21 protein-coding genes are annotated in these 26,648 nt (G+C 59.9%); 9 read left to right on the top strand and 12 right to left on the bottom strand.

The features are described 5' to 3' along the window. Positions 1-22 precede the first annotated feature (22 nt). From ACEN8Z_RS03750 to ACEN8Z_RS03730, 5 genes are all read left to right on the top strand, one after another. Entirely contained in the window at positions 23-1,216 is a 1,194-nt protein-coding gene (locus tag ACEN8Z_RS03750) for an SfnB family sulfur acquisition oxidoreductase (protein WP_495596816.1), read from the top strand. After that, a complete protein-coding gene (locus tag ACEN8Z_RS03745; RefSeq protein WP_495596815.1) occupies positions 1,217-2,569 on the top strand; it encodes an LLM class flavin-dependent oxidoreductase in 1,353 nt (450 codons plus the stop codon). It abuts the gene before it with no gap. Positions 2,570-2,688: 119 nt separating this feature from the next. After that, entirely contained in the window at positions 2,689-3,498 is an 810-nt protein-coding gene (locus ACEN8Z_RS03740; RefSeq protein WP_495596814.1) for a MetQ/NlpA family ABC transporter substrate-binding protein, read from the top strand. A gap of 2 nt (positions 3,499-3,500) precedes the next feature. Next, positions 3,501-4,622 (top strand): methionine ABC transporter ATP-binding protein, encoded by a 1,122-nt coding sequence (locus ACEN8Z_RS03735; protein WP_495596813.1) that lies wholly within the window; start codon positions 3,501-3,503, stop codon positions 4,620-4,622. Continuing rightward, a complete protein-coding gene (locus ACEN8Z_RS03730; protein WP_007999735.1) occupies positions 4,612-5,256 on the top strand; it encodes a methionine ABC transporter permease in 645 nt (214 codons plus the stop codon). The genes ACEN8Z_RS03735 and ACEN8Z_RS03730 overlap by 11 nt, the downstream gene beginning before the upstream one ends. Here the strand turns inward: ACEN8Z_RS03730 and ACEN8Z_RS03725 are convergent. Then, entirely contained in the window at positions 5,253-7,970 is a 2,718-nt protein-coding gene (locus tag ACEN8Z_RS03725; protein WP_495596812.1) for an RHS repeat domain-containing protein, read from the bottom strand. The genes ACEN8Z_RS03730 and ACEN8Z_RS03725 overlap by 4 nt on opposite strands. 656 nt (positions 7,971-8,626) lie before the next feature. Here ACEN8Z_RS03725 and ACEN8Z_RS03720 point away from each other — a divergent pair. Both ACEN8Z_RS03720 and ACEN8Z_RS03715 read left to right on the top strand, forming a co-directional pair. Continuing rightward, a complete protein-coding gene (locus tag ACEN8Z_RS03720; protein WP_495596811.1) occupies positions 8,627-8,968 on the top strand; it encodes a DUF6124 family protein in 342 nt (113 codons plus the stop codon). Positions 8,969-9,153: 185 nt separating this feature from the next. Next, entirely contained in the window at positions 9,154-9,783 is a 630-nt protein-coding gene (locus ACEN8Z_RS03715) for a class I SAM-dependent methyltransferase (RefSeq protein ID WP_495596810.1), read from the top strand. Between the two features lie 97 nt (positions 9,784-9,880). Here the strand turns inward: ACEN8Z_RS03715 and ACEN8Z_RS03710 are convergent, their stop codons facing one another. Genes ACEN8Z_RS03710 through ACEN8Z_RS03700 form a run of 3 tightly spaced genes read right to left on the bottom strand, consistent with a single transcriptional unit; the run spans position 9,881 to position 15,092 of the window. Then, positions 9,881-12,931, bottom strand: coding sequence for an efflux RND transporter permease subunit (locus ACEN8Z_RS03710; protein WP_495596809.1), 3,051 nt, complete (start codon positions 12,929-12,931; stop codon positions 9,881-9,883). Beyond that, a complete protein-coding gene (locus ACEN8Z_RS03705; protein WP_495596808.1) occupies positions 12,928-13,992 on the bottom strand; it encodes an efflux RND transporter periplasmic adaptor subunit in 1,065 nt (354 codons plus the stop codon). The genes ACEN8Z_RS03710 and ACEN8Z_RS03705 overlap by 4 nt, the downstream gene beginning before the upstream one ends. Next, positions 13,989-15,092, bottom strand: a complete 1,104-nt coding sequence (locus ACEN8Z_RS03700; protein ID WP_495596807.1) for an efflux RND transporter periplasmic adaptor subunit — start codon at positions 15,090-15,092, stop codon at positions 13,989-13,991. The genes ACEN8Z_RS03705 and ACEN8Z_RS03700 overlap by 4 nt, the downstream gene beginning before the upstream one ends. Positions 15,093-15,268: 176 nt before the next feature. On the opposite strand from ACEN8Z_RS03700, the gene ACEN8Z_RS03695 reads away from it, so the two are divergent. After that, entirely contained in the window at positions 15,269-16,465 is a 1,197-nt protein-coding gene (locus tag ACEN8Z_RS03695) for an AAA family ATPase (protein WP_495596806.1), read from the top strand. A 479-nt stretch (positions 16,466-16,944) separates the two neighbouring features. On the opposite strand, the gene ACEN8Z_RS03690 is transcribed toward ACEN8Z_RS03695, so the two are convergent. The 8 genes from ACEN8Z_RS03690 to ACEN8Z_RS03655 all read right to left on the bottom strand — a co-directional run bounded on the left by ACEN8Z_RS03690 (position 16,945) and on the right by ACEN8Z_RS03655 (position 25,489). Further along, the gene (locus ACEN8Z_RS03690; RefSeq protein WP_007972924.1) at positions 16,945-17,727 is read right to left on the bottom strand and encodes a MetQ/NlpA family ABC transporter substrate-binding protein; all 783 of its coding nucleotides are present in this window, start codon (positions 17,725-17,727) and stop codon (positions 16,945-16,947) included. A 267-nt stretch (positions 17,728-17,994) separates the two neighbouring features. Continuing rightward, positions 17,995-18,918 carry a sigma 54-interacting transcriptional regulator gene (locus tag ACEN8Z_RS03685; protein WP_495596805.1) on the bottom strand — a complete coding sequence of 308 codons (924 nt, stop codon included), beginning with the start codon at positions 18,916-18,918 and terminating at the stop codon, positions 17,995-17,997. A gap of 55 nt (positions 18,919-18,973) precedes the next feature. Continuing rightward, the gene (locus ACEN8Z_RS03680; protein ID WP_007999757.1) at positions 18,974-19,555 is read right to left on the bottom strand and encodes an alpha/beta hydrolase; all 582 of its coding nucleotides are present in this window, start codon (positions 19,553-19,555) and stop codon (positions 18,974-18,976) included. Positions 19,556-19,832: 277 nt separating this feature from the next. Continuing rightward, complete coding sequence (locus ACEN8Z_RS03675; RefSeq protein WP_007999758.1) at positions 19,833-20,234, bottom strand: ExbD/TolR family protein; 402 nt, start codon at positions 20,232-20,234, stop codon at positions 19,833-19,835. Position 20,235: 1 nt separating this feature from the next. Then, positions 20,236-20,961, bottom strand: coding sequence for a MotA/TolQ/ExbB proton channel family protein (locus ACEN8Z_RS03670; protein WP_495596804.1), 726 nt, complete (start codon positions 20,959-20,961; stop codon positions 20,236-20,238). Positions 20,962-21,005: 44 nt separating this feature from the next. Then, the gene (locus ACEN8Z_RS03665) at positions 21,006-21,815 is read right to left on the bottom strand and encodes an energy transducer TonB (RefSeq protein ID WP_495596803.1); all 810 of its coding nucleotides are present in this window, start codon (positions 21,813-21,815) and stop codon (positions 21,006-21,008) included. A gap of 258 nt (positions 21,816-22,073) precedes the next feature. After that, the gene (locus ACEN8Z_RS03660) at positions 22,074-24,434 is read right to left on the bottom strand and encodes a TonB-dependent receptor (protein ID WP_495596802.1); all 2,361 of its coding nucleotides are present in this window, start codon (positions 24,432-24,434) and stop codon (positions 22,074-22,076) included. 134 nt (positions 24,435-24,568) lie between these two features. Beyond that, positions 24,569-25,489, bottom strand: coding sequence for a TauD/TfdA dioxygenase family protein (locus ACEN8Z_RS03655; RefSeq protein WP_495596801.1), 921 nt, complete (start codon positions 25,487-25,489; stop codon positions 24,569-24,571). A 183-nt stretch (positions 25,490-25,672) separates the two neighbouring features. On the opposite strand from ACEN8Z_RS03655, the gene ACEN8Z_RS03650 reads away from it, so the two are divergent. Continuing rightward, the gene (locus ACEN8Z_RS03650; protein ID WP_495596800.1) at positions 25,673-26,593 is read left to right on the top strand and encodes a LysR family transcriptional regulator; all 921 of its coding nucleotides are present in this window, start codon (positions 25,673-25,675) and stop codon (positions 26,591-26,593) included. Positions 26,594-26,648 lie beyond the last annotated feature (55 nt).

Below are 26,648 nucleotides of genomic sequence, written 5' to 3'. Positions count from 1 at the left end.
GACCAGACATCTGGAGAAGCACATGAGCATTTCTCACCACGTCGCGGTCATTACCAGCGATGAACAAGCACTGATCATTGCCAGCGATCTGGCCGAAGACTTCAGACGCGACAGCGCCCTGCGCGACCGCGAGCGCCGCTTGCCACACCCGGAACTGGAAGTGTTTTCCCGCTCGGGCCTTTGGGGCATCAGCGTGCCAGAGGAATATGGCGGCGCCGGTGTTTCCAACGTCACCCTGGCCAAGGTCATCGCTCTGATCGCCCAGGCCGACGGCTCGCTGGGACAGATTCCGCAGAACCATTTTTACGCCCTCGAAGTGCTGCGCGTGAACGGCAGCCACGAGCAGAAAAAACGTCTTTATACCGAAGTGCTGGCCGGCCAGCGCTTCGGCAATGCGTTGGCCGAGCTCGGAACCAAAACCGCACACGACCGCGTCACAAGCCTGACTCGCGATGGCAGCGGATATCGCATCAATGGTCGCAAGTTCTACGCCACGGGCGCGATTTACGCCCAGCGCATTCCCACCTCGGTGGTGGATGAAAACGGCGTGCAGCAACTGGCGTTCGTCCCGCGCAACAGTAAAGGCCTGACAGTGATCGACGACTGGAGCGGCTTCGGCCAACGCACCACCGGCAGCGGTTCGGTGGTGTTCGAAGATGTCTACGTCGCTGCCGAAGATGTCATCCCGTTTCAAAGCGCATTCGAGCGCCCGACCCCGATCGGCCCGCTGGCGCAGATTCTTCATGCCGCCATCGACACCGGCATCGCCCGCGCCGCTTATGAAGATGCACTGCACTTCGTACGCACGAAAACCCGGCCGTGGATCGACGCCACCCACGAAAAAGCCACGGACGATCCGCTGACCCTCAAGAGCTTCGGCCACCTGAGCATTCGCCTGCACGCCGCCGAGGCGCTGCTGGAGCGTGCCGGTGAATACCTCGACAAGGCCCAGGCCGACACAAATGCCGAGACCGTCGCTGGCGCATCGATTGCCGTCGCCGAAGCCCGCGCCCTCAGCACCGAAATCTCACTGGCCGCCGGCAGCAGGCTGTTCGAACTGGCCGGCAGCCAGGCGACCTTGATCGAACACGGTCTCGACCGCCACTGGCGCAACGCCCGGGTGCACACCCTGCACGATCCGGTGCGCTGGAAGTACCACGCCGTTGGCAATTACTACCTCAACGATGAAAACCCGCCACTGCGGGGGACCATCTGAATGGCTAAAAAGAAGATCCTGCTCAATGCCTTCAACATGAACTGCATCGGGCACATCAACCATGGTCTGTGGACGCACCCGCGCGACACGTCAACCCGCTACAACACCCTCGAATACTGGACCGAACTGGCGCAATTGCTCGAGCGCGGGCTGTTCGACGGCCTGTTCATCGCCGACATCGTCGGGGTCTACGACGTCTACCAGAACTCGGTGGATGTGCCGCTGAAAGAGTCGATCCAGCTGCCGGTCAACGACCCGTTGTTGCTGGTCTCGGCCATGGCGGCGGTGACAAAAAACCTCGGTTTCGGCCTGACCGCCAACCTCACCTACGAAACGCCGTACCTGTTCGCCAGACGCCTGTCGACGCTGGATCACCTCAGCCGTGGCCGGGTCGGCTGGAACATCGTCACCGGCTACCTGGACAGCGCCGCCAAGGCCATGGGCCTGAGCGAACAGGTCGAGCATGACCGCCGCTATGACCAGGCCGACGAGTACCTGGAGGTGCTCTACAAACTCTGGGAAGGCAGTTGGGAAAACGGCGCGGTGCTGAACGACCCGCAGCAGCGGATCTACGCTTCGCCTGAGAAAGTGCACAAGGTCGAGCACAAGGGCGAGTTCTATCAGGTCGAGGGTTATCACCTCTGTGAACCCTCGCCGCAGCGCACGCCGGTGCTGTTCCAGGCTGGCAGTTCGGATCGCGGCTTGCTGTTCGCCGGGCGGCATGCCGAGTGTGTGTTCATCAGTGGCCAGACCAAGGCATCGACCAAGGCGCAGGTGGACAAGGTGCGCGCCAGCGCCGTCGAAGCCGGGCGCAATCCCGAGGACATCAAGGTGTTCATGGGCCTGAACGTGATCGTTGGCGCCACCGAAGAGCTGGCCTGGACCAAGCACGCCGAATACCTGAGCTACGCCAGTGCCGAAGCCGGCGTGGCGCACTTTTCGGCGTCCACCGGGATCGACTTTTCCCAATACGAGATCGACGAGCCAATCCAGTACGTGAAGAGCAACGCGATCCAGTCCGCCACCAAACACCTGCAGAACAACGACTGGACCCGGCGCAAATTGCTGGAACAACACGCCCTCGGCGGTCGCTACATCACCGTGGTCGGCTCACCGCAGCAAGTGGCGGATGAGCTGGAATCCTGGATCGCCGAAACCGGGCTGGATGGCTTCAACCTGACCCGCATCGTCACGCCGGAAAGCTATGAGGATTTCATCGAGCTGGTGATCCCCGAGTTGCAGCGCCGTGGGTCGTACAAGACCGCTTATGACAACGGCACTTTGCGTCAGAAGCTGTTTCGTGAAGAGGCGTTTTTGCCTGAGCAACACATCGGTTCGACTTTCCGACGCTAAAAGCATCGCGAGCAAGCTCGCTCCCACATTTGGAATGCATTCCCCTGTGGGAGCGAGCTTGCTCGCGATGAGGCCCGAACAGACACCACAAACTTAATGCACTGACTGGATAACTCATCATGAAAAAGCACTACCTCTCTCACCCAGTCAAAGCACTGGCCCTGGCCCTCGGCCTGTTCAGCTCGGTGACCTTCGCCGCCGACACGCCGCTGAAAATCGGCACCACCGCCGCTTTCGCCATTCCCCTTGAAGCGGCCGCCGAAGAAGCCAACAAACAAGGCCTGAAAGTCGAACTGGTAGAGTTCAGCGACTGGATCGCACCAAACGTCAGCCTCGCCGCCGGCGACATCGACGTGAACTACTTCCAGCACATCCCGTTCCTGGAAAACGCCAAGGCTGCCTCGGGTTTCGACCTGGTGCCGTTCGCACCGGGCATCATCAACAACGTCGGCCTCTACTCGAAGAAATACAAAAGCTTCGACGAACTGCCGCAAGGCGCCAGCGTGGCCATCGCCAACGACCCGATCAACAGCGGTCGAGGCTTGCAACTGCTGGCCAAGGCCGGCCTGATCACCCTCAAGCCCGGCGTCGGCTACAAGGCCACCGAAGAAGACATCGTGGCTAACCCGAAGCACATCAAGATCCTGCAAGTCGAAGCCGTGCAACTGGTACGTGCCTATGACGATGCCGATCTGGTACAGGGCTACCCGGCCTACATTCGCTTGTCGAAAACCTTCGATGCGGGCTCCGCACTGCTGTTCGACGGCCTCGATCACAAGGAGTACGTGATTCAATTCGTGATCCAGCCGAAGAGCAAAACCGACCCGCGCCTGATCAAGTTCGTCGACATCTACCAGCACTCACCCGCTGTGCGCGCCGCACTGGATAAGGCCCACGGCAAGCTCTATCAAGCCGGCTGGGAAAGCTGAGCATGACTGCCGCCATCCAACGGCGACTGGAGATTCCAGAGCCGCAAAGCGCCGAGCGCACTGAGCTGCATCCCGAACTCAACCATGCCCACGTCCGCTTCATCGGCCTGGGCAAAACCTACAACGGCCAGCAAGGCCCGGTGGCCGCATTGCACGGCATCGACCTGGCGATCCAGCGCGGCGAAGTGTTCGGCATCATCGGTCGCAGCGGCGCCGGCAAGTCGTCGCTGATCCGCACCATCAATCGTCTGGAACAACCGAGCAGCGGTCGGGTGCTGATCGATCAGGTCGACATCGGCGAGTTCGATGAGGACCGCCTGGTGACGCTGCGTCGGCGCATCGGCATGATCTTCCAGCACTTCAACCTGATGTCGGCCAAGACCGTTTGGCAGAACGTCGAGCTGCCGCTGAAAGTCGCCGGTGTGCCCAAGGAAAAACGCGAGCGAAAAGTCCGCGAACTGCTGGAACTGGTCGGCTTGCAGGCTAAACACAAGGCTTACCCGGCGCAGTTGTCCGGCGGGCAGAAACAGCGCGTGGGCATTGCCCGGGCGCTGGTGCATGACCCGCAAATTCTGCTGTGCGACGAAGCCACCTCGGCACTGGATCCGGAGACCACGCAATCAATTCTCGGCCTGCTGCGCGAGATCAATCAGCGCCTGGGCCTGACCATTGTGCTGATCACCCACGAGATGGCGGTGATCCGCGAGATCTGTGATCGCGTAGTCGTCCTCGAACACGGGCGCATCGTCGAGCAGGGGCCGGTGTGGGAAGTCTTCGGCAATCCACAACATGAGGTCAGCAAGACGTTGCTGGCGCCGTTGCAACACGCATTGCCGGAAGAACTGCAAAGCCGTTTGCAGCCGCAATCGAACGCCTCAGATGCAGCCGTAGTCCTGCGCTTGCAGTTCACCGGCAGCCAACGCGAGGAACCGGACCTGGCGGCACTGTTCAGCGCCCTCGGAGGCCGCGTGCGATTGCTGCAAGGTGGCGTGGAACGGATTCAGGGCCATGCCCTCGGGCAACTGCTGCTGGCGGTGACGGACTCCCCACTCGATGCCGAAGAATTGCGTCAGCGCGCCGGCCATTGGGCGCAACAGGTGGAGGTACTGGGCTATGTGGTTTGATCGCTTGCTGCAGGGTTTCATCGACACGTTCCTGATGGTCGGCGTGTCGTCGTTGATCGCGCTGTTGGCGGGCATTCCGCTGGCGGTGATCCTGGTCACCAGCTCCAAGGGCGGCATCTACGAAGCGCCAGCGCTGAACCGCGCACTGGGCGGGTTCGTGAACCTGTTTCGCTCGATTCCGTTTCTGATTTTGATGGTGGCGCTGATTCCGTTCACCCGGCTCATCGTCGGCACTACGTATGGCGTATGGGCGGCCGTGGTGCCGTTGACCATCGCGGCCACGCCGTTCTTTGCGCGCATTGCCGAAGTCAGTTTGCGCGAGGTCGACCATGGATTGATCGAAGCGGCGCAGGCGATGGGTTGCCGGCGTTGGCACATCGTTTGGCATGTGTTGTTGCCTGAAGCGCTGCCTGGGATTGTCGGTGGGTTCACCATTACCCTGGTGACGATGATCAACTCTTCCGCCATGGCCGGGGCGATTGGTGCGGGCGGGTTGGGGGACATTGCCTATCGGTATGGCTATCAGCGCTTTGATAGCCAGATCATGCTGACGGTGATTGTGCTGCTGGTGGCATTGGTGGCAGTGATTCAGTTGGGCGGGGATCGGTTGGCTCGGGGGTTGAATAAGCGTTAAGTCACTACATTTCGTCGCGGAATAACCCCGACAGAAAAGTGAGCAACAATTGGATGAAAAATCGGATCTGGTTGACGGTGGACCCATTGCGCCTCCATTTGGAATTCCTTCAATGCAATTTGTGTCCCTTTACCTATGGGTGTCATATTGAGGAATACACGTAACATCTCAGGCGATAATGTTTGGAGTTCTACTGTCGCCTCTAATGTTTGTTTATTCATCACAAATTGGTTTTCTACAACAGAAGGTAAAACCCCGAAAAAACCCATTTTCTTTGATATCTGCTCATACTGATAACTGACTACTTGGCTCGCAAAATAATCCTTGGTTTTGCTCAGCTTAAAATTAGATTGGAGCTTCCATACTTCAGGAAAAAAAGTATTTGAGAACTCATCTATACCATTCCAGTGCTTGGAGCTGATTTTGTAAGGATTCATTGGATCATGTACATGCTCAAACATTGTGGTAATGATTATAGGACCGGTACCATCCTGAAGCTTTAGTTTGGCGCGTTCAAAACTTTCCGGATCGTAATAGGATCTTGGCGGGGTATAAGCATAAGAGCCCCATGCATTCTCTAAGTACTGATCCTGATCACCCCAAAGTACCCCAGGTCTAGCATCCAACGTTTCGATGCCAGCAGATGAACTCCGATCAGACTGACTAAAATTTGAATATTCAAAATATGCATCATTACTAATAATGTAATCCATATCAATATCCAGATGCGAGGCTACTGCGCGCTCACCTACCAACCCGGATACATCCAAATAATTAAGCGAATTTGAACCGACAAATATATATACATTTAAACCATCAAATGTCTTTAGTGGATCCGGGCTGATCCATCGCTGCAACCACGGCGCGTAATACCGATACCCGTAGTAATAAAGCCCAGTCGCATCCCGTTCCTTGCCCGAATACCGAATAGTCTTGTACTTCGCCACCAAGGCATTTTTGCCTGCCCAACTGGCTGTACCCCCGAACGGATAATAGTGCTCCTGAGTCAGCACACCCGCCTCATCATCCAGTTCCAGGGTGCTGGAACCGAGGTGATCGCTGAGGCTGTAGCGTAGTTGATCGTCGTGAACACCTTCGGGCCAATGCAATGCCCGAACAGCGCTGCGTCCGGCTTCGATGCTGACGACGTAGTGCTCTTCGCCATCGGCCTGGCGGTGGATTTCCAGTCCGGGGAGGTAACGGACCTCGGTGCGCAGGGTGCGGCCGCTGCCTTGGGCGAATCCCATTTTGCGCAAGCGATGGCCGGGGCGGTCGTAGCGGTAGCACTCGTAGTCGTCGGGGTCGGTTTCGCGTTTGACCAACGTGACTTGGTGCAATTGATTGCGACTGTCCCAGGTCAGGACTTGACCACGTTGCAGTTCCCGTTGATTGCCACAGGCATCGAAACCCAATGCAATATCACCCTCTCCCGGCAGCGAACCATCGTCACGTTGCGCGAGACTGCGGTTACTCAGCGCCGAGGTGAACATCGAGAAACCCGGCGCGCCGCTGTGGTGACGGGTGATCAGATTCCCGGCCCGGTCGTATTCGAAACGTTGGGTGTAATTGCGCCGTTGGTTGGGGTCCAGCGGTGTGGGCAACAGTGCCGGCAGCTTCGGCCCATGGCTCGGCTGGCTGACCTCCCAGCCTTGGGTTTCGACCAATTGGTACAGGCTGTCGTAGCGGTAGCGATTGATCGGGTCGATGCGCTGGTTGTTGAAATGGGTCACGGATTGAGAACTGTCATGTAACTCGACGATGTTGCCCGCCGCGTCGTAGATGTAGGTCAGGTCCTGCACCGGTTTCTGACTGCCGACTGCCGCCACCAGCCGGATCAGCCGACCGTCATCGGCAGCGTACTCGGCGCGGGTCACTACACCATTGCCGGCGGTTTCGAGTTCGACCTGATCCTGGGCGTTGTAGCGGATCGCGCTGACCAGCCGTTGCGGTCGCTTGTCCTCACCGGCCATGTGCAGCCAGGCCTCACTCAATTTGCCCGCCACGTCGTAGCCAAAGGCGCGAACGTTACCCATCGCATCAATTTGTCGCTGAAGCCCTCCGCCGGGATTGAAGGTGTAACGGGTGAGAAATGACTGATCTTCCAGCCACGTCTCGCGCTCATCAGTGTCCAAGGGCCAATCGGGAGTTTCGAGGTCAGCGAGGAAACGTTGTTCTTCAATCAGCACGGCACCCGAAAGTCCATAAGCGGGGAAGATTTGGGTGCCGGCCGGATGGTCATGGCGGATCAATTGTCCGCATTGGTTGTGCACTGCGAACACGGGGGCAGAGCCACCATAGGTCAAGCGCTCCACCACACAAGGTCGTTCTCCCGCAGCCTGTTCCGTGACGGTGATCGGTCGCTGTTGTTCGTCGAACACCGTTTGACGCTGACTGCCTCGTGCATCCCAAAACGAACAGGGCGAACCGGCCTGATCTAGCAAACTCGACTGCCGCCCGGCATCGACGCTGTCTGTCAGCAACGGTTGGCCGCTCAAGCCGTAGATCGTGGTCAAGTTCGGCTTCGAGGCCGTGCCCCACAACCGTGGATCCCACGACTCGATCAAGTGACCTGCCGCGTCGAAGCGTTGCCGGGTGATGCGTGGGTCAATCTCCGGGCTGTCGAGATGACGGCAGTAACCCACGCTGCGAACCGTCAGGGCGCGTGGATCGATGACCGACAGTGTTGGTGTCGCGGTGTGGTGATAAGCGTCCATTGCATTGACGGCCCTTCGCTTTGACTCAGGACAGACTGAGCTTCTTTTGGCCGGACCGAAACTGTAAGAAGTAACAGGTCGGTGCCTGTGAAATAGCCATCGTCGGAACGCCGCCCGGAGCAAGCTCGCTCCCACAATGGATCGCGCCGAATAGATATCAGTGGGCGGGGATCGGTTGGCGCGGGGCCTCGTGTAGGAGCGAGCTTGCTCGCGATGGAGGTCAACGATAACGCGGGAAACCTGATTCCCCACGGCGCCCTCAGGTTTTTCGCGAGCAAGCTCGCTCCTACACGAGTGGCGATCCTGGCGATATTTCGTACAAAGAAATCAGTGTTTCCGACGGCCCGTTCCCTTTCCTTTGCAGGACGTTTCCTAGATCATTTCGCTCGCTTGCGCCTGCCAATTTCCGTGGCTAGTCTCGGCCCGTCACTGCTCATCAGTGATCGGGTTTAGTAGCCCGGAACAATAGGCGCATAGCGATTCCATGCTCATGTCCGGCAAGTTTTGCCGCATGCAAAATATGGTGGCTGTGCGTGGGGCACCTTCGGGTGCACCGGTTTTCCTATTGACCGGCCTACTAACCTGCGTACAGCCGCCACCCAATCGTTTAGTAGGCGATACGTGATGGCTCCCATGCAGCAATAGGAGTAACACTCATGGAAAAATCCGTTCCCGATCCACCCCCCGAAACCTCCACCGATGACCCGCTCAGGGATCGCTCAGCGCTTTACCGTGCCATCGATTTCCACCTCACCGGCAAGCAACCCGCACCACCCGATGAAATGCGCTTCTACAACGTCAGCAAGGACGTGAGCTTCGAAGACACCCAACTCTATGTCGCCGACCTGCTGCGCTGTGCTTCGGTCACGGCGTATCAGTGTGGCGATCAACTCAAGGGCGCCGACCGGGCGATGGTGTACTCGATCTGGCATTTGCTGGAGATTGCCAAGGCGATGGTGGATCACTCCATTGAGTGTTTGGGGATGAAAAAGGATTGAGTCATTTGCTGTCTGTGCCACCGTCATCGCGAGCAGGCTCGCTCCTACAATGATTCGCGCCGTGCACAAATATTGTGTGCACTGAGGATCAACTGTAGGAGCGAGCTTGCTCGCGATGGGCTGCGCAGCAGCCCCCGGCGCCATGGCGTATATTCGGTGAATCCAAATTGCCTGCGCAGCCGACCATGAAACAAACACCCGACGACCTCGAACAGATCACCGCCACCACCCTGGGCCATTACAACGCAGTGGCCGAAGACTTCCGTGAAGGCACGCGCGATCACGACGTCAGCCAGAATATCGATGCCCTGTTGCGGCATATTCAAAGCGATGCGCCTTTCGACATTCTCGATTTTGGCTGCGGGCCGGGTCGTGATTTGCAGACGTTCACCCGTATGGGCCACAAGGCTGTCGGCCTCGACGGTTCGGAAAAATTCGCGCAGATGGCCCGTGAGGACAGTGGTTGCGAGGTCTGGCAGCAGGACTTCCTGAAGCTTGATCTGCCGGCCGAGCGCTTCGACGGAATTTTTGCCAACGCGGTGCTGTTTCATGTTCCGCGTCAGGAGTTGCCACGGGTGTTGAAGCAGTTGTGGGGAACGCTGAAACCGGGTGGGGTGTTGTTCAGTTCCAATCCCCGAGGCGAGAATCAGGAAGGCTGGAACGGGCCGCGTTACGGGGCATATCACGACCTGGCAGCCTGGCAGCAATTGTTGACCGAGGCTGGGTTTGAGGAGCTTGAGCATTACTACCGGCCGGCAGGGCTGCCGCGGGAGCAACAGCCTTGGTTGGCGAGTGTGTGGCGTAAAGCTGTGTAGTCAGTCCGGACGCCATCGCGAGCAAGCTCGCTCCCACAGTTGACCGCGTACTCCTGTGGGAGCGAGCTTGCTCGCGATGAGCGCGCAGCGCTCGCTTTTAAGCCACCTCTTTCTTCGGCTCGCGAATCTTGTACCAGGCCACATACAGCGCCGGCAAAAACAGCAGCGTCAGCAAGGTGGCGATAACGATCCCGCCAATCATCGCGTAGGCCATCGGGCCCCAGAACACTTCCCGGGCAATCGGGATCATCCCCATGCTCGCCGCTGCGGCGGTCAGCAGGATCGGCCGACGTCGATGCTCGGTGGCCTGCACCACCGCATCCCACGGCGCATAACCCTTCAGTTCGTACTCCTCGATCTGGGTCACCAGGATCACCGAGTTACGGATGATGATACCGATCAACGCGAGAATCCCGAGGATCGCCACGAAACCCATGGGCGTACCCGTAGGCACCAGCGCGATCACCACGCCGATCAGCCCCAACGGCGCGACGCTGGCCACCAGGAACAGCTTCTGCACGCTGTGCAACTGGATCATCAGGAAGGTCGCCATCAGGAACAGCATCAACGGCACAACCTTGGCAATCGGTCCCTGGGCCTTGCCGCTTTCCTCCACCGTACCACCAGTGGCAACCTTGTAGCCCGCCGGCAATTTGGCAGCGAAGGCTTCGATGGACGGTTTGAGGATTTTCACCAGGTCCGTCGGCTGGATCTCGTCGCGGATCGCCGCCTTGATGGTGATAGTCGGCAGGCGATCGCGACGCCACACCAGCGGCTGCTCCAGTTCGTAGCGCACCGTGGCGAACGCCAGCAGTGGAATCGACGTGCCGCCAGGCGTGACGATTTGCAGGTTCTGCAGGGTTTCCGGCGTACCGCGCTCGGAGTCCACCGCACGACCGACCACGTTGATCAGGTAAATGTCGTCGTCGACCTGGGTCACCGCCTGGCCGCTGACAATGCCGTTCATCAGGTTGGCCACATCCTCGGAAGACAACCCCAACTGCCGCGCCTTGTCTTGGGCGATGTCGATGCGCAGCACTTTGCCCGGTTCGTTCCAGTCGTAGATGATCTCGCCAATGTGCGGGTTCTTGTCCAGCTCCGTGGCCAGGTCGATGGCATGTCGGCGCACCTGGTCGATGTCTTTGCCGCTGATCCGGTACTGGATCGGACGCCCTACCGGCGGGCCCATTTCCAGTGCCTGGACATAACTGCCGATGCCGACGAAGTCGTTGCGCAAGCGCTCGCGAAGCTTCTGCATCATGGCTTCACGGGTATGGCCTTTGCTGACGATCACCAACTGCGCATAGAACGGGTTCTGCAGTTGCTGGTCCAGTGGCAGATAAAAACGGATTGCACCCTGCCCGATGTAAGTGCTCCAGCGCACGATGTCCGGATCGTCCTTGAGCGTGGCTTCGAGGCGATCGACGGCCCGGCGGGTTTCGTCGATCGAGGCGTTTTGCGGCAGGTTCAGGTCCACCAGGATTTCCGGGCGATCCGAAGACGGGAAGAACTGGTTCTGCACGTAGCGCATGCTGAACACCGCCAGCACAAAGCACAGCACGGTGATGCCAATGGCCCACCAGCGATTGCGCATGCACCACAGCAGCCCGCCGTTGAAGGCCTTGCCGATACGCCCGGGTTCACCTTCATGGGGTTTCACCTTGGTGCTGAGAATGTGCACGCCAATCACCGGCGCAAACAGAACCGCCACCACCCATGACACCAGCATCGCGCAGGCAATCACCGCAAACAGGGTGTAGGTGTATTCACCGGCCGAGCTGGCGTTCAAGCCGATCGGCACGAAGCCCGCTACCGTCACCAGCGTACCGGTGAGCATCGGGAACGCCGTGGAGGTGTAGGCGAAAGTTGCGGCCTGCTCCTTGGTCTCGCCCAGTTCCAGGCGCGTGACCATCATCTCCACGGTGATCATCGCATCGTCCACCAGCAGGCCGAGGGCGATAATCAGTGCGCCCAGGGAAATCCGCTGCATGGTGATGCCGCTGTACTCCATGAACACGAACACCATCGCCAGCACCAGCGGGATCGAGCAGGCCACCACCAGTCCGGCGCGCACGCCAAGGCTGACGAAGCTGACCAGCAGCACGATCACCACCGCCTCGAACAACGCGCTGGTAAAGCCGCCGACGGCTTCCTCGACCACCACGGCCTGGTCGGACACGTTGTAAATGCCAACGCCCACCGGCAGGTCGGCGGTCAACTGGTCAATACGGGCGTGCAAGGCCTTGCCGAACGCCTGGACGTTGCCACCCTTCTGCATGGCAATCGCCAGGCCGATGGCCGGTTTGCCGTTGAAGCGGAATTCCGGCGAGGCCGGATCGACGTAGCCTCGGCTGATTTCGGCAATGTCGGCCAGACGATAGTAGCGGTCGTTGAGCTTGAGATTGACCTCGGCCAGGTCTTTCTCCGAAGCGAACTTCCCTGAGGTGCGTACCGAAATCCGCTCCGGCCCGGCCTCGATGACACCCGCCGGGGTCACGGCGTTCTGAGATTGCAGGCTCTGCACCACCTGACGCTCATCGATGCCCAGCGCGGCGAGTTTGCGCGTGGAGAAGTTCAGGTACAGCACTTCGTCCTGCTGGCCGACCATTTCGATCTTGCCCAAGCCCGGCACGCCACGAATTTCCATGCGCGCCTGTTCCACGTAGTCGCGCAACTGACGCAGGGTCAGGCCGTCGGCGGTGAAGGCGTAGATCGACCCGAAGACGTCACCGAACTCGTCGTTGAACGACGGCCCCTGTATGCCCTGCGGGAACTGGTATTTGATGTCGTTGATCTTTTTACGCACCTGGTACCAGATTTCCGGGATGTCCTTGGCACTGGTGGTGTCGCGCAGGTACACGTACACCGTCGATTCGCCGGGGCGCGTGTAGCTTTTCACGTAGTCGAGGGAGTCGAGCTCTTCGAGCTTTTTCTCGATCCGGTCGGTGATCTGCTTGAGGGTTTCCTCCTGGGTCGCCCCCGGCCATTTGCTCTGGATCACCATGGTCTTGATGGTGAACGAAGGGTCTTCTTCGCGCCCCAGGTTGAAATACGAGAACACACCCATCAGCAACGCGACGAACATCAGATACCAGATGAACGACTGATGCTTGAGGGCCCATTCCGAGAGGTTGAAAGGCCCTTTCATTGACTGTCCTCGTCGAATTTCACTTGCTGCCCCGGCTTGAGGCTGTTGACACCGGCACTGACCACCCGCTCGCCGTTCTTCACGCCGCCGGCCAGTACCACGGTGCTGTCGGTGCGGCTGATCACCTGGATTTCACGGGGGGAGACGGTTTTACTCTGCGCATCGATCACCCAGATACGTGGCTTGCCATCGACCTCTTGCAGCGCGGTGACAGGCAGCTCGATGCGCGGCTTGATTGCCGAGCTCAGGGTGACGCTGATGGCCGTACCCAAGCGAAAACCCTGTGGCGTTTCGGCCAGGGACAGGCGGGCGCGACGGGTGCGTGTAGCGCTTTGGGCCTGAGGTTCGATTTCGCGAATGACGGCGGTGGTGTTGATGCTCGGATCAAGTTGCGCAGCGACCAGAAACACCACATCGCTGGGCAGTTGATCGACCAGGGTATCCGGCAGGTCAATCACCGCTTCCTTGATGTCCGGTTGTGCCAGGGTCACCACTTGCTGACCCGCCGTTACCACTTGCCCGGCCTCGGCGCTCCATGCGGTGACCACGGCTTTATGGTCGGCGCGCAACTCGGTGTAGCCCAGTTGGTCCTTGCTCTGGTTGACGGCCGCCCGGGCCTGATCGAGGGAGGCCTGGGTGGTTTTCAGGTATGTATTGGCCTGGTCCAGTTGCGCTTGCGCACCGACCCCGCGATCAAACAAGGCTTGCTGACGCTGGGCACTGGCCTTGGCATTGATCAGTTGCGCCTGGATTTTCGACAGGTCGCCCTGGGCCGAACGCAACTGGTTCTGCTGATCGGAAGGATCGAGGGTGGCGAGCAGCGTGCCCTTCTCCACTGCGGCTCCGACATCGACGTTACGACTGGCGATGCGCCCGCCCACGCGAAAGCCGGTATTGCTTTCATAGCGGGCCTGGATGCTGCCGGCGAAGCGGCCCAGGTCCTCTTCGCTCAAGGCCTGGATCTTGATCGACAACACAGGCCGTACCGGTGTCGGCGGCGGTTCGCTCTTGGAACAGGCGCTCAGCACCAGCCCGATGGACAACGCCCATAAAGGCTTCATGGCTTAGCTCCCCAAGTCAGATCCTTGTAGGTGTTTTCGGCAATCTCGACTTCCATGTCCGGGTGCAACAACTGTCCGCCCGCGACAATGACTTTCTCCCCACCCTTCAACCCGTCGCTGATGATGACCTTGCCGGTCAGGTAGCGGCTGACAGTAACCGAATGCAACTGGGCCTTGCCCTTGTCATCGACAATCCAGACCGCAGGTTCACTGATGTTTTTGGTCAGCGCCGACCATGGCAACTCGATGACCGACTTGCCCGACCCCCTGGCCGTGGCACTCACCACCGAGCCCAATTGCATGCCGTCGGGCAGGCTGTTGAGGCCGACCTTGACCTGCACGGTACCGGATTGTGCCGACACCGACGGGGTGATTTCGCGCACGGTGCCGGTGGTTTTGATCGCCGGGTTGTCGAGCAGGCTCAGGACAATGGTTTCATCCCTCGGCTTCTCGGCCAGCAGCGATTCATAGACATTGAACACCGCATCCCGGTCGCCGTCCCGGGCCAGGCTGAAGATCGGCATCGTCGCCTGAACCACCTGGCCGACTTCCGCCTGACGCGCGGTAATGATCCCCGGCGCATCGGCGATCAGCGCCGTATAGTTCAACTGATCCCTGGCGTTGGCCAACTGCGCCTGGGCGGCGCTCAAGGCGCTCTGGCTGCTGCGCAAGGCTGCCTGGGCCGAGTCGAATTCGCTCTGGCTGGTGTAGCCCTTGGGCAAGAGCTTTTGCTGGCGCACGAACGCCGCTGCGCTCTGCGTCACTCGCGCCTGTTCAGCCAACACTTGTGCCTGGGCCGAGTCGACGTTGGTCTGCAAATCCTTGGGGTCGAGCCGGGCCAGCACTTGCTTGGCGGTCACTCGATCACCGACGTCGACCGAGCGCTGGATGATCTTGCCACCCACGCGGAAAGACAGCTCTGTCTGTACCCGGGCCTGGATATCACCGGTGAGGGTAACCGGGGCCGCGTAATCCGCTGGCTTGACGACTTGCACGAACACCCGTGGCAGGTATTCCTGCACGGGCTTTTTCTCGTCGCAAGCGGTCAACAGGGTGACGACACTCAAGGCCATTACGACTTTCAATCCAGGAACCGCCATGCACACTCCTTGGCCTTTTTTATGGACAACTCGACAGAGAGCTTAGAACAGTATTCCAACCGTGCACGCCCCCCTTATGAAGAAACAGACCGCAACGCTTAACGCCTGAAACGCTTGCCATAGACGGCTACGCGTGCCTGACAATGAGCTCCGTCGATACCGTTTCAGGACCCCACATGCTCAAGACCCTCGCGGTGGCCAATTACCGCTCGATCAACAAACTGGTGATCCCGCTGGGCCAGCTGAATCTGATCACCGGCCCCAATGGCAGCGGCAAATCCAACCTTTACCGTGCGCTGCGGCTGCTGGCGGAAACCGCGCAGGGCGGTGTGGTCAATGCCCTGGCCCGTGAAGGCGGGCTGGATTCGACCTTCTGGGCCGGCCCGGAAACCATCAGCCGGCGCATGCGCAACGGCGAAGTGCCCATCGAAGCCACGGTGCGCCAAGGCGTCAAACGCCTGCGGTTGGGTTTTGCCGGTGAAGATTTTGGCTACTCGATCAGCCTGGGGCTGCCAGATTCCAATGGCCATTTCATGCTGCCCGGGCACAGCTTGCCCATACCGTCACGTTTCAGCCTCGACCCGCAGATCAAGCGCGAATGCCTATGGGCTGGAGCGTTCTATCGTCCGGCCAGTCTACTGGTCGATCGTGACGGCCCAATGATTCGCGCCCGCGCCAATCGCAGCTGGGATGTACTGGCCCAACACACGCCGACTTTCGACAGCCTGTTCGATCAGGTCGGTAGCCTGCGCGGTTCGCCGGAAGTGCTGGAGATGCGCGAGTTCATCCGTCGCTGGCGCTTTTACGATCACTTTCGCAGCGATGCCAACGCCCCGGCGCGTCAACCACAACTGGGCACCCGCACGCCGGTGCTGCATCACGACGGACGCGACCTGGCGGCGGCCTTGCAGACGATCATCGAAATCGGCGATCCCGAGGCGTTGCAGGCCGCGATCAGCGACGCATTTCCCGGCGCGCGACTGCACATCGAACCACTGCCGGGTGGACGCTTCACCATCGAGTTCTTTCAGGAGGGTTTGTTGCGGCCGCTGTCGGCCGCCGAGTTGTCGGACGGAACATTGCGCTACTTGCTGCTGGTTGCAGCGCTGCTGACGCCGCGGCCGCCAACCCTGATGGTGTTAAACGAACCGGAAACCAGTCTGCATCCGGATCTGCTGCCGGCGCTGGCGCGTTTGATTATCCGTGCATCAGAACAGTGTCAGGTGTGGGTGGTGTCCCATGCCCGGCGCTTGATTTCGGCATTGCAGCAGGATCCGCAATGCAACTGCATCGTGCTGGAAAAAAATCTCGGCCAGACCGGGATCGTGGGCCAGCGCATGCTGGATGAGCCGGCATGGTATTGGCCGGATTGAATGGCAGGTGATTTGCCGGGACGATGGAAGACGTCTATTTTCCCTTGCACCACAGGAAGGATCTTTTTTTCGAAACACAGCTCCAGGGACGTACCACTTTTGGCCAGACTCCCGGCCAACACCTCACAAGGACGAGAACATGGCAGACGTAAAAACGCCGCAACGGCTGGATCCGCAGGACATTCTGAAATTATTGATGGCGTTGCACAGGGCGTTGAAGGCCGGGCCGGCCTGAGCAACTCCAGGGTCAACAGGCTCTTTGTGGCGAGGGGGCTTGCCCCCGTTGGGCTGCGAAGCGGCCCCTAATAACCTCCCAAATTCTCAATGACGCACCTTGGGACGAATGCTGCGCATTCGAACGGGGGCAAGCCCCCTCGCCACAAAAGCTCCCTCGCCACAGGTAAATCGAACGCTCAAAAAAACGCCGACGCTAAATCAGCCGTCGGCGTTTGAAACCTTGAAGGGGTTTACTTCGCGAATCAGAACGCAGGCAATACCGCGCCGCTGTACTTCTTCTCGATGAACGCTTTCACTTCAGGGCTGGTCAGGGCTTTGGCCAGTTTCTGGATGGCAACGCTGTCCTTGTTGTCCGGACGAGCCACCAGGAAGTTCACGTAAGGCGAATCGGCACCTTCGATCACCAAGGCATCTTTAGCCGGGTTCAGACCCGCTTCCAGCGCGTAGTTGGTGTTGATCATGTCCAGGTCGACCTGGTCCAGCACACGCGGCAACATCGCGGACTCAAGCTCCTTGAACTTGAAGTTGTGCGGGTTCTTGGCGATGTCTTTCGGCGTGGCCAGAGCGTTTTTCGGGTCCTTCAACTCGATCAGGCCGGCTTTCTGCAGCAGGATCAGGGCACGACCGCTGTTGCTGCCTTCGTTCGGGATGGCAATGGTCGCGCCGTCTTTCAACTCAGCCAGGGTTTTGACTTTCTTCGAGTAGCCGCCGAACGGTTCGACGTGCACGCCGATCACGGTTTCCAGGTGAGTGCCTTTGCCTTCGTTGAAGCTTTTCAGGTAAGGCAGGGTCTGGAAGTAGTTGGCGTCCAGACGTTTCTGGTCGACCTGAACGTTCGGCTGAACGTAGTCGGTGAAAACTTTGATTTCCAGGTCCACGCCTTCTTTGGCGAGGGTTGGCTTGATCAGCTCGAGAATCTCGGCGTGTGGAACCGGGGTTGCGGCAACCACCAGTTTTTCGCCAGCCTGGGCCAGGCCCGCGGTCAGGGCAGCCGCCAATGCGGTGAACAACAGAACCTTTTTCATGCAGTGTCCTTATCGAAAATCACAGTCGCTTGTGGCGACGGCTTGAAGATGAGAGTGCCAGTGAAGTGCTATCGCTGGCGTGAAGCGGACAATACCGGGATTTTTTATTCCCGAACAATAACGTTTATTCAGCTTCATATTCCATTTTGCTCATACAGCTGTAGGAGCGAGTTTGCTCCGGGTGGCGTTCCGACGATGGTCGAGAACGAAAACGCGCAAACCTGATACCCAACGGCGTCTTTGGGTTTCTCGCGAGCAAGCTCGCTCCTACAGAAATCCGGCGTTTGCGAGCAGTTGTTTCAAGGCGTCTTTTTCGGCATCGGAACCGTTGCAAAAAATCTGCTTGAGCTGCCGTTCGATCTTTCCCAGACCTTCATCAGGCAAATTCAAATGCTCCGGCAAAATTTCGTCACCGGTGCTCACCAACAGCGCAAAGTGAATGATGTTTTCCAGCTCCCGGGTATTGCCCGGCCAACTGTGGCGTTCCAGCACAAGTTGCGCCGCTTCGCTGATCAATGGCACCGGCAGGCCGAGGCGTTGGCTGTAGATGCCGAGAAAGTATTCGGCCAGCGACAGGATGTCGCCCGTGCGCTCGCGCAGCGCCGGCAGTTCGAGCTGGCCTTCGCTGAGGTAGTGATAGAGCCGCTCATGGAATTTTCCGGCGGCGACGGCCTGGGCCAGATCGATGCTGGTGGCCGCCACCAGCCGCACATCCACCGGGCTCGGCTGCTGAGCGCCGACGCGGGTGACTTCGTGGTTCTCCAGGGCGGCGAGCAGCTTGATCTGGATCGGCAGCGGCAGGTCGCCGATTTCGTCCAGGTATAGCGTGCCGCCATTGGCCGAACCGAACCAGCCTGCACGACTGCTCGCCGAACCGCTGTAGCTGCCCGCCGCATAGCCGAACAGCTCGGCGTCGGCGTAGGTCGGGCTGATCGCGCCGCAATTGACCGAGACGAACAACCCGCCGCGATCACTGGCGCGATGGATATGCCGCGCCAGCAATTCTTTGCCGGTCCCGGTTTCGCCACGGATCAGCACCGAGACTGAACGCGTGGCCAGTTGCTCCAGGTCCTCGCGCAACTTCCGCGAACGCGGATCGACAAACACCAACGCCTTGGCGCGGATGCTCAGGGGACTTTTTTCGGCATCGGGAAAGGTCAGCAGCGGCTGACCGAAGGTTTCAAAGCTCATGGCAGACTCCCGCCCAAACCGCCGGGAGACGGGGGGCGTTAAATAAAGAAAGTGTTCAAGCGCGGCGCAGGGCGTGGTGTTCCATACGGTTCTGCAGGCGATAGAGATAGGCAAAACCCTGCTCCCAGCGCTGGTGACCGGACTTCACGTTGATATGCCCCGCCCCCGCCAGAATTCCCGCCTCGGCGCCCCATTGGCGCGCCAGCTCCAGGGCTCGCGGCGCACTGACGGCACTGTCGTTGTCGGAGCTGACGACCTGGCTCGGAAAGGGCAGCAGATCCGTCGGGATCGGCGCGAAGTTGCGCAAGGCCGGCGCGCAGGCCGGGCGCTCGACATCCGCCGGTGCGACCAGCAGGGCACCACGCACTTGACGCAAAAACTGCACGGGTGCGGTCGCTGCCCAATGGGCGACAGTGATGCAGCCCAGGCTGTGGGCAATGAGAATCACCGGTGTGCTATCGGCGGCAATCGCCTCGGCCAGCGCCGCGACCCAGTCTTCACGGCGCGGTGTCAGCCAGTCGGCCTGCTCCACCCGTGCGCTGTTCGGCAGACTGTTCTGCCAGTGGCTTTGCCAATGATCTTCTGGCGATCCCTGCCAGCCCGGCACAATCAAGTAGCGAATGGATTCGTTGCGCATGGGGAACACTCCTGCTGCGTGTCTGTTCCCGGACGAGTATAGGGAGGAGAGATATATTCGTTAAGGAATAAGAAGCTATTTGTTAATACGATAATTGAATATACAGCACACTTAAATGTGGGAGCGGGCTTGCTCGCGAAGAGGCCGGCACATCCAACATCCATGTCGACTGAGCCACCGCTTTCGCGAGCAAGCCCGCTCCCACAGGGATCAAATCCAGTCCAAAAAAAAGGGCCGCACCCTGCCAAGGAGACGGCCCCGGAAAATCGAAAATCGGTTAACGCGCAGTAATCACCGACAGCCTGGTAATCCCTGCCCGCTCAATCGACGCCATGGCCCGGGCCACCTCGCCGTAATTCACCCCATCGTCCGCCTGCAACTGCACGCGCACCTCGGGGTCTTTGGCCTTCGCCGACCTGAGGTTGAACTCCAGCAAGTCCGGCTGTATCTCGTCCTTGTTGATAAACAGTTTGCCGGCACCGTCGATGCTCACCACCAACGGGTCTTTCTGCTCCACCGGCGCCACCGCTTCGGTCTTGGGCAGGTTGATCGGAATGGCGTTGGTCAGCAGTGGCGCGGTGACGATGAACACCACCAGCAACACCAGCATCACATCCACCAGCGGCGTCACATTGATCTCGCTGAGCACCTCATCGGTGTCTTGCGTGGAGAAGGCCATATCAGGACGCCTCCTTCACTTTCTGTGCGCTGCCCTGGGCCGCCAGTTTGTGTGCCGTCGGGTGAATCAGCACGCGGAACGAACTCTTCTGCGCCAGGCTGTAGAAGTCGTGGGCGAAGTCATCCAGGTCCGCCGCCGTCAGTTTCAAACGACGCAAAAAATAGTTGTAAACCAGCACCGCCGGTACCGCGACGGCGATCCCTACGCCGGTGGCAACCAGCGCCGCGCCAATCGGCCCGGCGACCGTTTCCAGACTCGCCGAACCGGCCGCGCTGATGCCCTTCAACGCTTCCATGATTCCCCACACCGTGCCGAACAAACCAATGAACGGCGAGGTGCTGCCAATACTCGCGAGCACTGCCAACCCGGTTTCCAGCGACCGGCGCTCGCGCACGATCTGCTGACGCAAGGCACGCTCCAGACGATCCTGATGATTGATCGCCTGGCTCAAATCCGCCGCCTGTGGCGTCTCGCCCACCTGGATCGCGGCATAACCTGCCTGCGCCACCCGGGCTGCCGCTCCGGGCCGGATTTCGCTCAGTTCCGCCGCCGAATCGAGACTCGAAGCGGCCCAGAACTGTTGATGAAACTTTCGATCCTGTGCCTTGAGGCGACCGAACTGCACGCCCTTGAGCAATGCCAAACCCCAGGTCGCGACGGAAAAAACCACCAGCAGCCAGATCACCGCGCTTTCGATGGATTCAAGTGGAGATGCCAGTAACGTCATGGTGTATTCCTCGTGTAAACGTTTCGCGCGAAATTGGTTTCGGTTTAATGAATCTTGAAATCGATGGGCACGCTGACCCAGCCATCCTGGGCGACATCACCTTGCCTGGCCGGCACGAAACTCCAGCGTTTCACCGCGTTCAGTGCAGCTTCGTCCAGTGCATCGCGACCGCTGCTTTTCTGGATCTGGATCTCGCCGGGCTTGCCGCTGGCCAGCACATGCACGCGCAACAACACCGTGCCTTCCCAGCCGCGACGCTGGGCCAGCGAGGGGTACTCCGGCGCCGGGTTTTTCAGGTAGCCCGCGTTCGCTGAAGCGGGTGTCACGGGAGCTGGGGCCGGGGGAGCAGGTGGCGCAGGGGCCGCTACGGGCGCTGCCGGTTTCGGCGGCGCGGGTGGTTGCTCAACCGCCTTGGGCGCCGGTTTCGGTATCGGTTTGGCAACCGGTTTGGGCTTGGGAACCGGCTTCGGTGGCGGCGGCTTCACGGCCAGTTCGTCTTCCACGGGCGGTGGCGGCTCGACCACTGGCTGGACAGGTTGCGGTGGCGGCGGCTCGACCACCGCAGGTGCCGGACGCGAGAACTCAATGGTCATCGGCGGAGTCTGCGGCGGCACGATGGGCAGCACCGGGGTCGATTGTTGATTGACCCAATAAATCACCACGCCATGCACCAGCAACGCCAGCACACCGAGCAGGATCGTCTCCCGTCGACTCAAGATGCCTTTGGGCGCGCGCTGCAAACGCAACTGGCCCAAGGGCACCCGGTGCGGTCGGCCGAGGTCGACCAACTCACCACCGGGTGCCTGGCGCCACAGCACTTCATGTGCACTGACGGCGGTCTGGACATTGCCCATTGTTCAACTCCCTGCGGTCTCTTTGCGGATTACCGGAACGTCGTACTGAACATCCCCCGACGACGTCCTGGTAGAGCAATCATTGGCCTGAACGCTTAGCGCTTAAAGTAATGTTTAAACTTATATTTAGATCATAAACGAATATACAAGCCATCAACCCACCGCCAGAGCCCGCCGTTCAAGGGCTCGGGCGTAGTGGAAAAAAACCGATGCTTTGCCCGCATTGAAAATATTCATTCGAGGCATGATTTTTCGCCGTCAGAAGTCATATCGACCGGTCACACCCAGCGTCCGCGGCGTGCCCAGCAGCCCTTCATACCCACCATTCGCGGCCGTCCACAGCGTCGTGTAGTAGGTTTTGTCGAAGGCGTTTTTCAGCCACAACGAAACGTCCCACTGTCCCTGGTTGAAGTCGCCGCGCAGGCCGGTGGACAGGTTGACCAGCGCATAACTCGGGATCTGCCCGAAATCGGAATCTTCCACCGTGCCCACTGCTTTGGAGCGGAACGCATAGCTGGCAGTGACGTACTCTTCGAAGCCGTTGCTCAGGTTCCACTTGTATTCGCCGTTGGCGTTGCCGATCCATTTCGAAGCGCCAACCACTTGATGCCCGGTCAGGTCACAGGAGGCTGGAGCACCGGGCCTCAGGCTGACTTCAGGCGGGCACGGCGCATTCTTGTACGAGAGGTAACTGACGTCGTTGTACGAGCCGTTGATGTTCAGCGTCAGGCCGCGCAACGCAAGCAAGGTGCTTTCGAATTCCACGCCACGGGAGCGTACCGAGCCGGCGTTGGTCAGGAACTGCACGCGGTTGACGTCGTCGAAGGCGTTGGTCTGATAGCCGTTGACCTGGGTCCAGAACAGGTTGGCGTTGAGTTGCAGGCGTCGGTCCCACAGGGTGCTCTTGAAACCGAGTTCGGCGTTGTTGGCGCGCTCGGTGCCGATCAACAGCGAATCGGCACCGGCCACCGGCGCCGTGCCGACGGCCAGATTGATGCCGCCGGATTTTTCGCCATGGGACAAGGTGGCGTAAGTGAGCAGGTCGTCGGTGAGGCGGTAGCTGAGGTTCAACAGACCCGAGGGGCTAGAACTGTACTGATTCAAATCGCCAGAGTCGAAAGCCCCCGCACGAGCGCGTCGTGCTGCGGCCGCCGCTCCGGTGACCGCTGCACCACCGGCCGGCGCATCACGGGTCACCTGGGCGTTTTTCTCTTCATAGGTGCCGCGCAGGCCGGCGGTGAAATCAAGGCGCTCAGTCAGGTGCCAGGTGCCTTGGGCGAAAAGCGCGAAGCTGTTGGTTTCGATATGGCCGTTGCCGACGCTGTCGACGTTGTTCAGCGCACCGTTGGGCGTGCCGTTCCAGATGTCCGCTTGCGGGCCGTAAAAGGTGAACGACTTGTTGTCCAGGTTGGAGCCGAAGTAATAGGCGCCGAGCACGTAATCGAAGAATCCGCCGGAGGGCGACGCCAGGCGAAACTCCTGGGAGTACTGCTTATCCTCCACCGAAACGCCCGCGTTGAAGAAGGTGGATACGTTCAGGCCGTCATCATTGCGCGGGGTGAAATTCCACCAGCGATAGGAGCTGATGGAGGTCAGGGTGAAGTCGCTTGGCAGCGTCCAGTTGGCCTCGACCGAGGTACCGCCCTGATGCACGGTAACGTGCTGGTCGTTGTTCAGGTTGACCTTGCGGTGCGTGCCGTCAACCAGTGTCGCGCCAGCGGCATTGGCCCGCGATTGATAGAGATTGAAGCCATTGATGGTCGGCCCGGTGTTGAACAACACACGGGTGCCGGCGCTGGAATCTTCTTCGTTGTAGTCGCCAATCCAGCGCAGGTTGAACGATTCGTTGGGCTTGAACAGCAACTGGCCACGGAAGCCATCGCGGGAGCCACCGTTCAGGTCATGGCCGTCGAATTCGTTCTTGATGTCACCGTCGCTACGGGTGCGATACGCAGAAAAGCGTCCGGCGAGTCGCTCATTCAGCGGGCCGGAAATCGTACCCTTGGTCTGGAAGTATCCGTCCTCGCCCACCGAAGATTCGATGCTGCGTTCGGGGGTAAAGGTCGGCGCGCGGGTGCTGATGTTGATCACGCCGGCGGTGGTGTTCTTGCCGAACAACGTGCCTTGCGGACCGCGCAGCACTTCGAGCTGCTCGATGTCCATCAGGTCGAATACGGCCATGCCCGGCCGGCCGAGGTAAACGTTATCGAGGTACAGGCCGACACTGCCTTCCAGGCCATCGCTGGCCGGGTTGTTGCCCAGGCCACGGATCGACACGCTGGACTGGCGCGCATGCATGTAGGCGACGTTGACGCTGGGCACCAGTTGCTGCAAATCCTGGATGCGATAGACCCGCTGGATTTCCAGGGTCTGGCCGCTGACCACACTCATGGGCGTCGGCACATCCTGCGAACTTTCTTCGCGGCGGCGAGTGGTGACCGTCACGGTTTCCAGTTGTGCACTGTCGGCTGTGGCGGCTGTTGAGGGGGTGGATTGCGGGGTGGTGCTGTCGGCCGCATAGCCTTGGGTCCAGCTGGCACTGCCTGCCAGTAACAGGGCCAGGGGCAGGCGTTTGAGCCGTTGGGGGGACGAAGTTGGGGCGAGGTACAACGGACTCATAAGGCGGGGTTCCCGATCAGAAGAAATGCTTTATTGCTTGCCAGGCCGCCATCGCGAGCAAGCTCGCTCCCACACTGATCCTGTGAACACCGAAGACCCCCTGTGGGAGCGAGCTTGCTCGCGATAGCGTCAGTTCAGACGCCGCCGATATCCGGCCCTTTCACGGTCTGGCTGACCTGCCCATTCACCCCCACCGGCACTTCACCCTTGAGCGTCACCCGCCGCACGATCCGGTCCTGGGTCCCGTAGTCATCCACCGCGTAATGCTGGGTGGAGCGGTTGTCCCAGATCGCCACATCGCCAGCCTTCCAGCGCCAGCGCACGATGTTTTCCTGGTGGATCACATGGCTTTGCAGCAACCCGAACAGGTGCGCCGAATCAGCCTGGGAATAGCCTTTGATGCGCTTGACGAAATGCCCCAGCAACAGGCTCTTCTCGCCACTGATCGGGTGCACGCGGACCACGGGGTGTTCGGTCTCGTAGACGGTCGAAGTGAAGATCTTGCGATAGCGCTCCAGCTTCTCGGCAGAGACGTCAGGCCTGGTACCGGCGTAGTCGTATTCATTGCTGTGCACGGCGACCAGTTTGTCGGCCAGCTCACGCAGCTCCGCCGACAACCCGTCGTAGGCAGTGGCGGTATTGGCCCACAGGGTGTCGCCGCCGAAAGTCGGGGCCACCACCGAGCGCAGGATCGAGGCTTTGGGGTAGGCCTCGACGAAAGTCACGTCGGTGTGCCAGGAGCTGGCTCGCTGGCCCTCGGCGCCGTCCAGTTCCAGCAGAAAACGCGTGCCTTCGCGCACCGGTACGGTCGGGTGCGCCACCGGTTCGCCGAGCAGGTGGGCGAACGCCTCCTGGCGCTGATCGTCGAGCTGTGTCTGCTCGCGGAAGAAAATCACTTTGTATTGCAGCAGCGCCTGTTGAATGGCTTCAACAGTGGCGGCATCCAGCTCGCCAGAAAGCTGTACGCCACGGATTTCGGCACCGATGCGACCGGCCACCGGATGGATTTCAAGCGAGTGAACAGCGGGTTGTACTGCGAAAGCGGCATTGCTCATGGGTAGACCCTCATCAGACTGCTTGCGGTTGAACCGGCCACGAAACACTGCTCTATCTATATTCAATTTAGATCTAATAGATATCAACATGCTTCGTTGACGGAATAAGAGGTTGCATTTAAAACCTCAGTCAACCCTCGTCGCAAATGCCTTCGAGCTATTTTTAGGATGCCGGGAAAGCATATGGATCTTCGCCAGTTGCGTTACTTCATCGCCCTCGACGAACACCGCAGTTTCGTGCGCGCGGCCGAGGCCATGGGCATTACCCAGCCAGCCTTCAGCCGCAGCATTCAGGGGCTGGAGCACGAGTTCGGCTGCGTCCTGGTGGACCGTGGCAACAAGGATTTGCGCCCCACCCCCGAAGGCCTGGTGGTGCTGCAACATGCCCGCAGCCTGGTGCAGGGTGCGGCGTTGCTCAGCTGCGAAGTGACGCAGATGACCAAGCTCGATGCCGGCGAACTGCGCTTCGGTTGCGGCCCGGCACCGGCGGTGAAACTGGTGCCGGATGCAGTGGCGCAATTCATCAACGCGCACCCGAAAGTGCGCACCTGTTTCGAAGTGGATAACTGGGAAAAACTCAGCCGCGCCCTGAGCCGTGAGGAGATCGAATTCTTCATCGCCGACATCCGCCATTTCGAGTCCGACCCGAACTTCCAGACCCAGGCTCTGACACCCAAGCGCGGTGTGTTTTTCTGCCGCCCCGGGCATCCGCTGCTGGCCAAGGAGAGCCTGTCGACCAACGATATGTTCGACTACCCGCTGGCGACCACCAAGATCCCGCCAGGCATTCGCAAACTGCTGGCGAACCTCAGTGGCCGGGTGGATTTTTCACCGACCATCGAGACCGAACATTTCCCGGCGCTGGTGAAAGTGGTGCTGCAATCCAACGCCATCGGCGTGGGCACGCAAGAAGCGTTTATCGAGGACATCGCCCAGGGCTCGCTGGTGCTGCTGCACTGGCGCAATCTGCCGCAGAACATCGAAAGCATGAATGCGCGATGCGGGATTGTCAGTCGTACCGGGTTCCGGTTGTCGCCGGCGGCGCGGGCGATGATCGAGACGTTGGTGGCGGTGGATAAGCAGGAAGTCAGCGTTGCGGTTTGATAGCCCTATCGCGAGCAAGCTCGCTCCCACAGGGGATCTCTATCGGACACACAGC

Source organism: Pseudomonas sp. Pseusp10, assembly GCF_059492225.1.
The sequence above is the reverse complement of the archived record's forward strand: the minus strand, read 5'-3'. Positions and strand labels throughout refer to the sequence as shown.

Coding starts and splice junctions, on each gene's coding strand:
- ACEN8Z_RS03695 (WP_495596806.1), top strand. CDS start 15,269: ATGCTCAAGACCCTCGCGGTGGCCAATTACCGCTCGATCAACAAACTG.
- ACEN8Z_RS03730 (WP_007999735.1), top strand. CDS start 4,612: ATGTGGTTTGATCGCTTGCTGCAGGGTTTCATCGACACGTTCCTGATG.
- ACEN8Z_RS03655 (WP_495596801.1), bottom strand. CDS start 25,489: ATGAGCAATGCCGCTTTCGCAGTACAACCCGCTGTTCACTCGCTTGAA.
- ACEN8Z_RS03660 (WP_495596802.1), bottom strand. CDS start 24,434: ATGAGTCCGTTGTACCTCGCCCCAACTTCGTCCCCCCAACGGCTCAAA.
- ACEN8Z_RS03710 (WP_495596809.1), bottom strand. CDS start 12,931: ATGAAAGGGCCTTTCAACCTCTCGGAATGGGCCCTCAAGCATCAGTCG.
- ACEN8Z_RS03670 (WP_495596804.1), bottom strand. CDS start 20,961: ATGACGTTACTGGCATCTCCACTTGAATCCATCGAAAGCGCGGTGATC.
- ACEN8Z_RS03700 (WP_495596807.1), bottom strand. CDS start 15,092: ATGGCGGTTCCTGGATTGAAAGTCGTAATGGCCTTGAGTGTCGTCACC.
- ACEN8Z_RS03725 (WP_495596812.1), bottom strand. CDS start 7,970: ATGGACGCTTATCACCACACCGCGACACCAACACTGTCGGTCATCGAT.
- ACEN8Z_RS03750 (WP_495596816.1), top strand. CDS start 23: ATGAGCATTTCTCACCACGTCGCGGTCATTACCAGCGATGAACAAGCA.
- ACEN8Z_RS03740 (WP_495596814.1), top strand. CDS start 2,689: ATGAAAAAGCACTACCTCTCTCACCCAGTCAAAGCACTGGCCCTGGCC.
- ACEN8Z_RS03665 (WP_495596803.1), bottom strand. CDS start 21,815: ATGGGCAATGTCCAGACCGCCGTCAGTGCACATGAAGTGCTGTGGCGC.
- ACEN8Z_RS03650 (WP_495596800.1), top strand. CDS start 25,673: ATGGATCTTCGCCAGTTGCGTTACTTCATCGCCCTCGACGAACACCGC.
- ACEN8Z_RS03720 (WP_495596811.1), top strand. CDS start 8,627: ATGGAAAAATCCGTTCCCGATCCACCCCCCGAAACCTCCACCGATGAC.
- ACEN8Z_RS03735 (WP_495596813.1), top strand. CDS start 3,501: ATGACTGCCGCCATCCAACGGCGACTGGAGATTCCAGAGCCGCAAAGC.
- ACEN8Z_RS03685 (WP_495596805.1), bottom strand. CDS start 18,918: ATGAGCTTTGAAACCTTCGGTCAGCCGCTGCTGACCTTTCCCGATGCC.
- ACEN8Z_RS03690 (WP_007972924.1), bottom strand. CDS start 17,727: ATGAAAAAGGTTCTGTTGTTCACCGCATTGGCGGCTGCCCTGACCGCG.
- ACEN8Z_RS03680 (WP_007999757.1), bottom strand. CDS start 19,555: ATGCGCAACGAATCCATTCGCTACTTGATTGTGCCGGGCTGGCAGGGA.
- ACEN8Z_RS03675 (WP_007999758.1), bottom strand. CDS start 20,234: ATGGCCTTCTCCACGCAAGACACCGATGAGGTGCTCAGCGAGATCAAT.
- ACEN8Z_RS03715 (WP_495596810.1), top strand. CDS start 9,154: ATGAAACAAACACCCGACGACCTCGAACAGATCACCGCCACCACCCTG.
- ACEN8Z_RS03705 (WP_495596808.1), bottom strand. CDS start 13,992: ATGAAGCCTTTATGGGCGTTGTCCATCGGGCTGGTGCTGAGCGCCTGT.
- ACEN8Z_RS03745 (WP_495596815.1), top strand. CDS start 1,217: ATGGCTAAAAAGAAGATCCTGCTCAATGCCTTCAACATGAACTGCATC.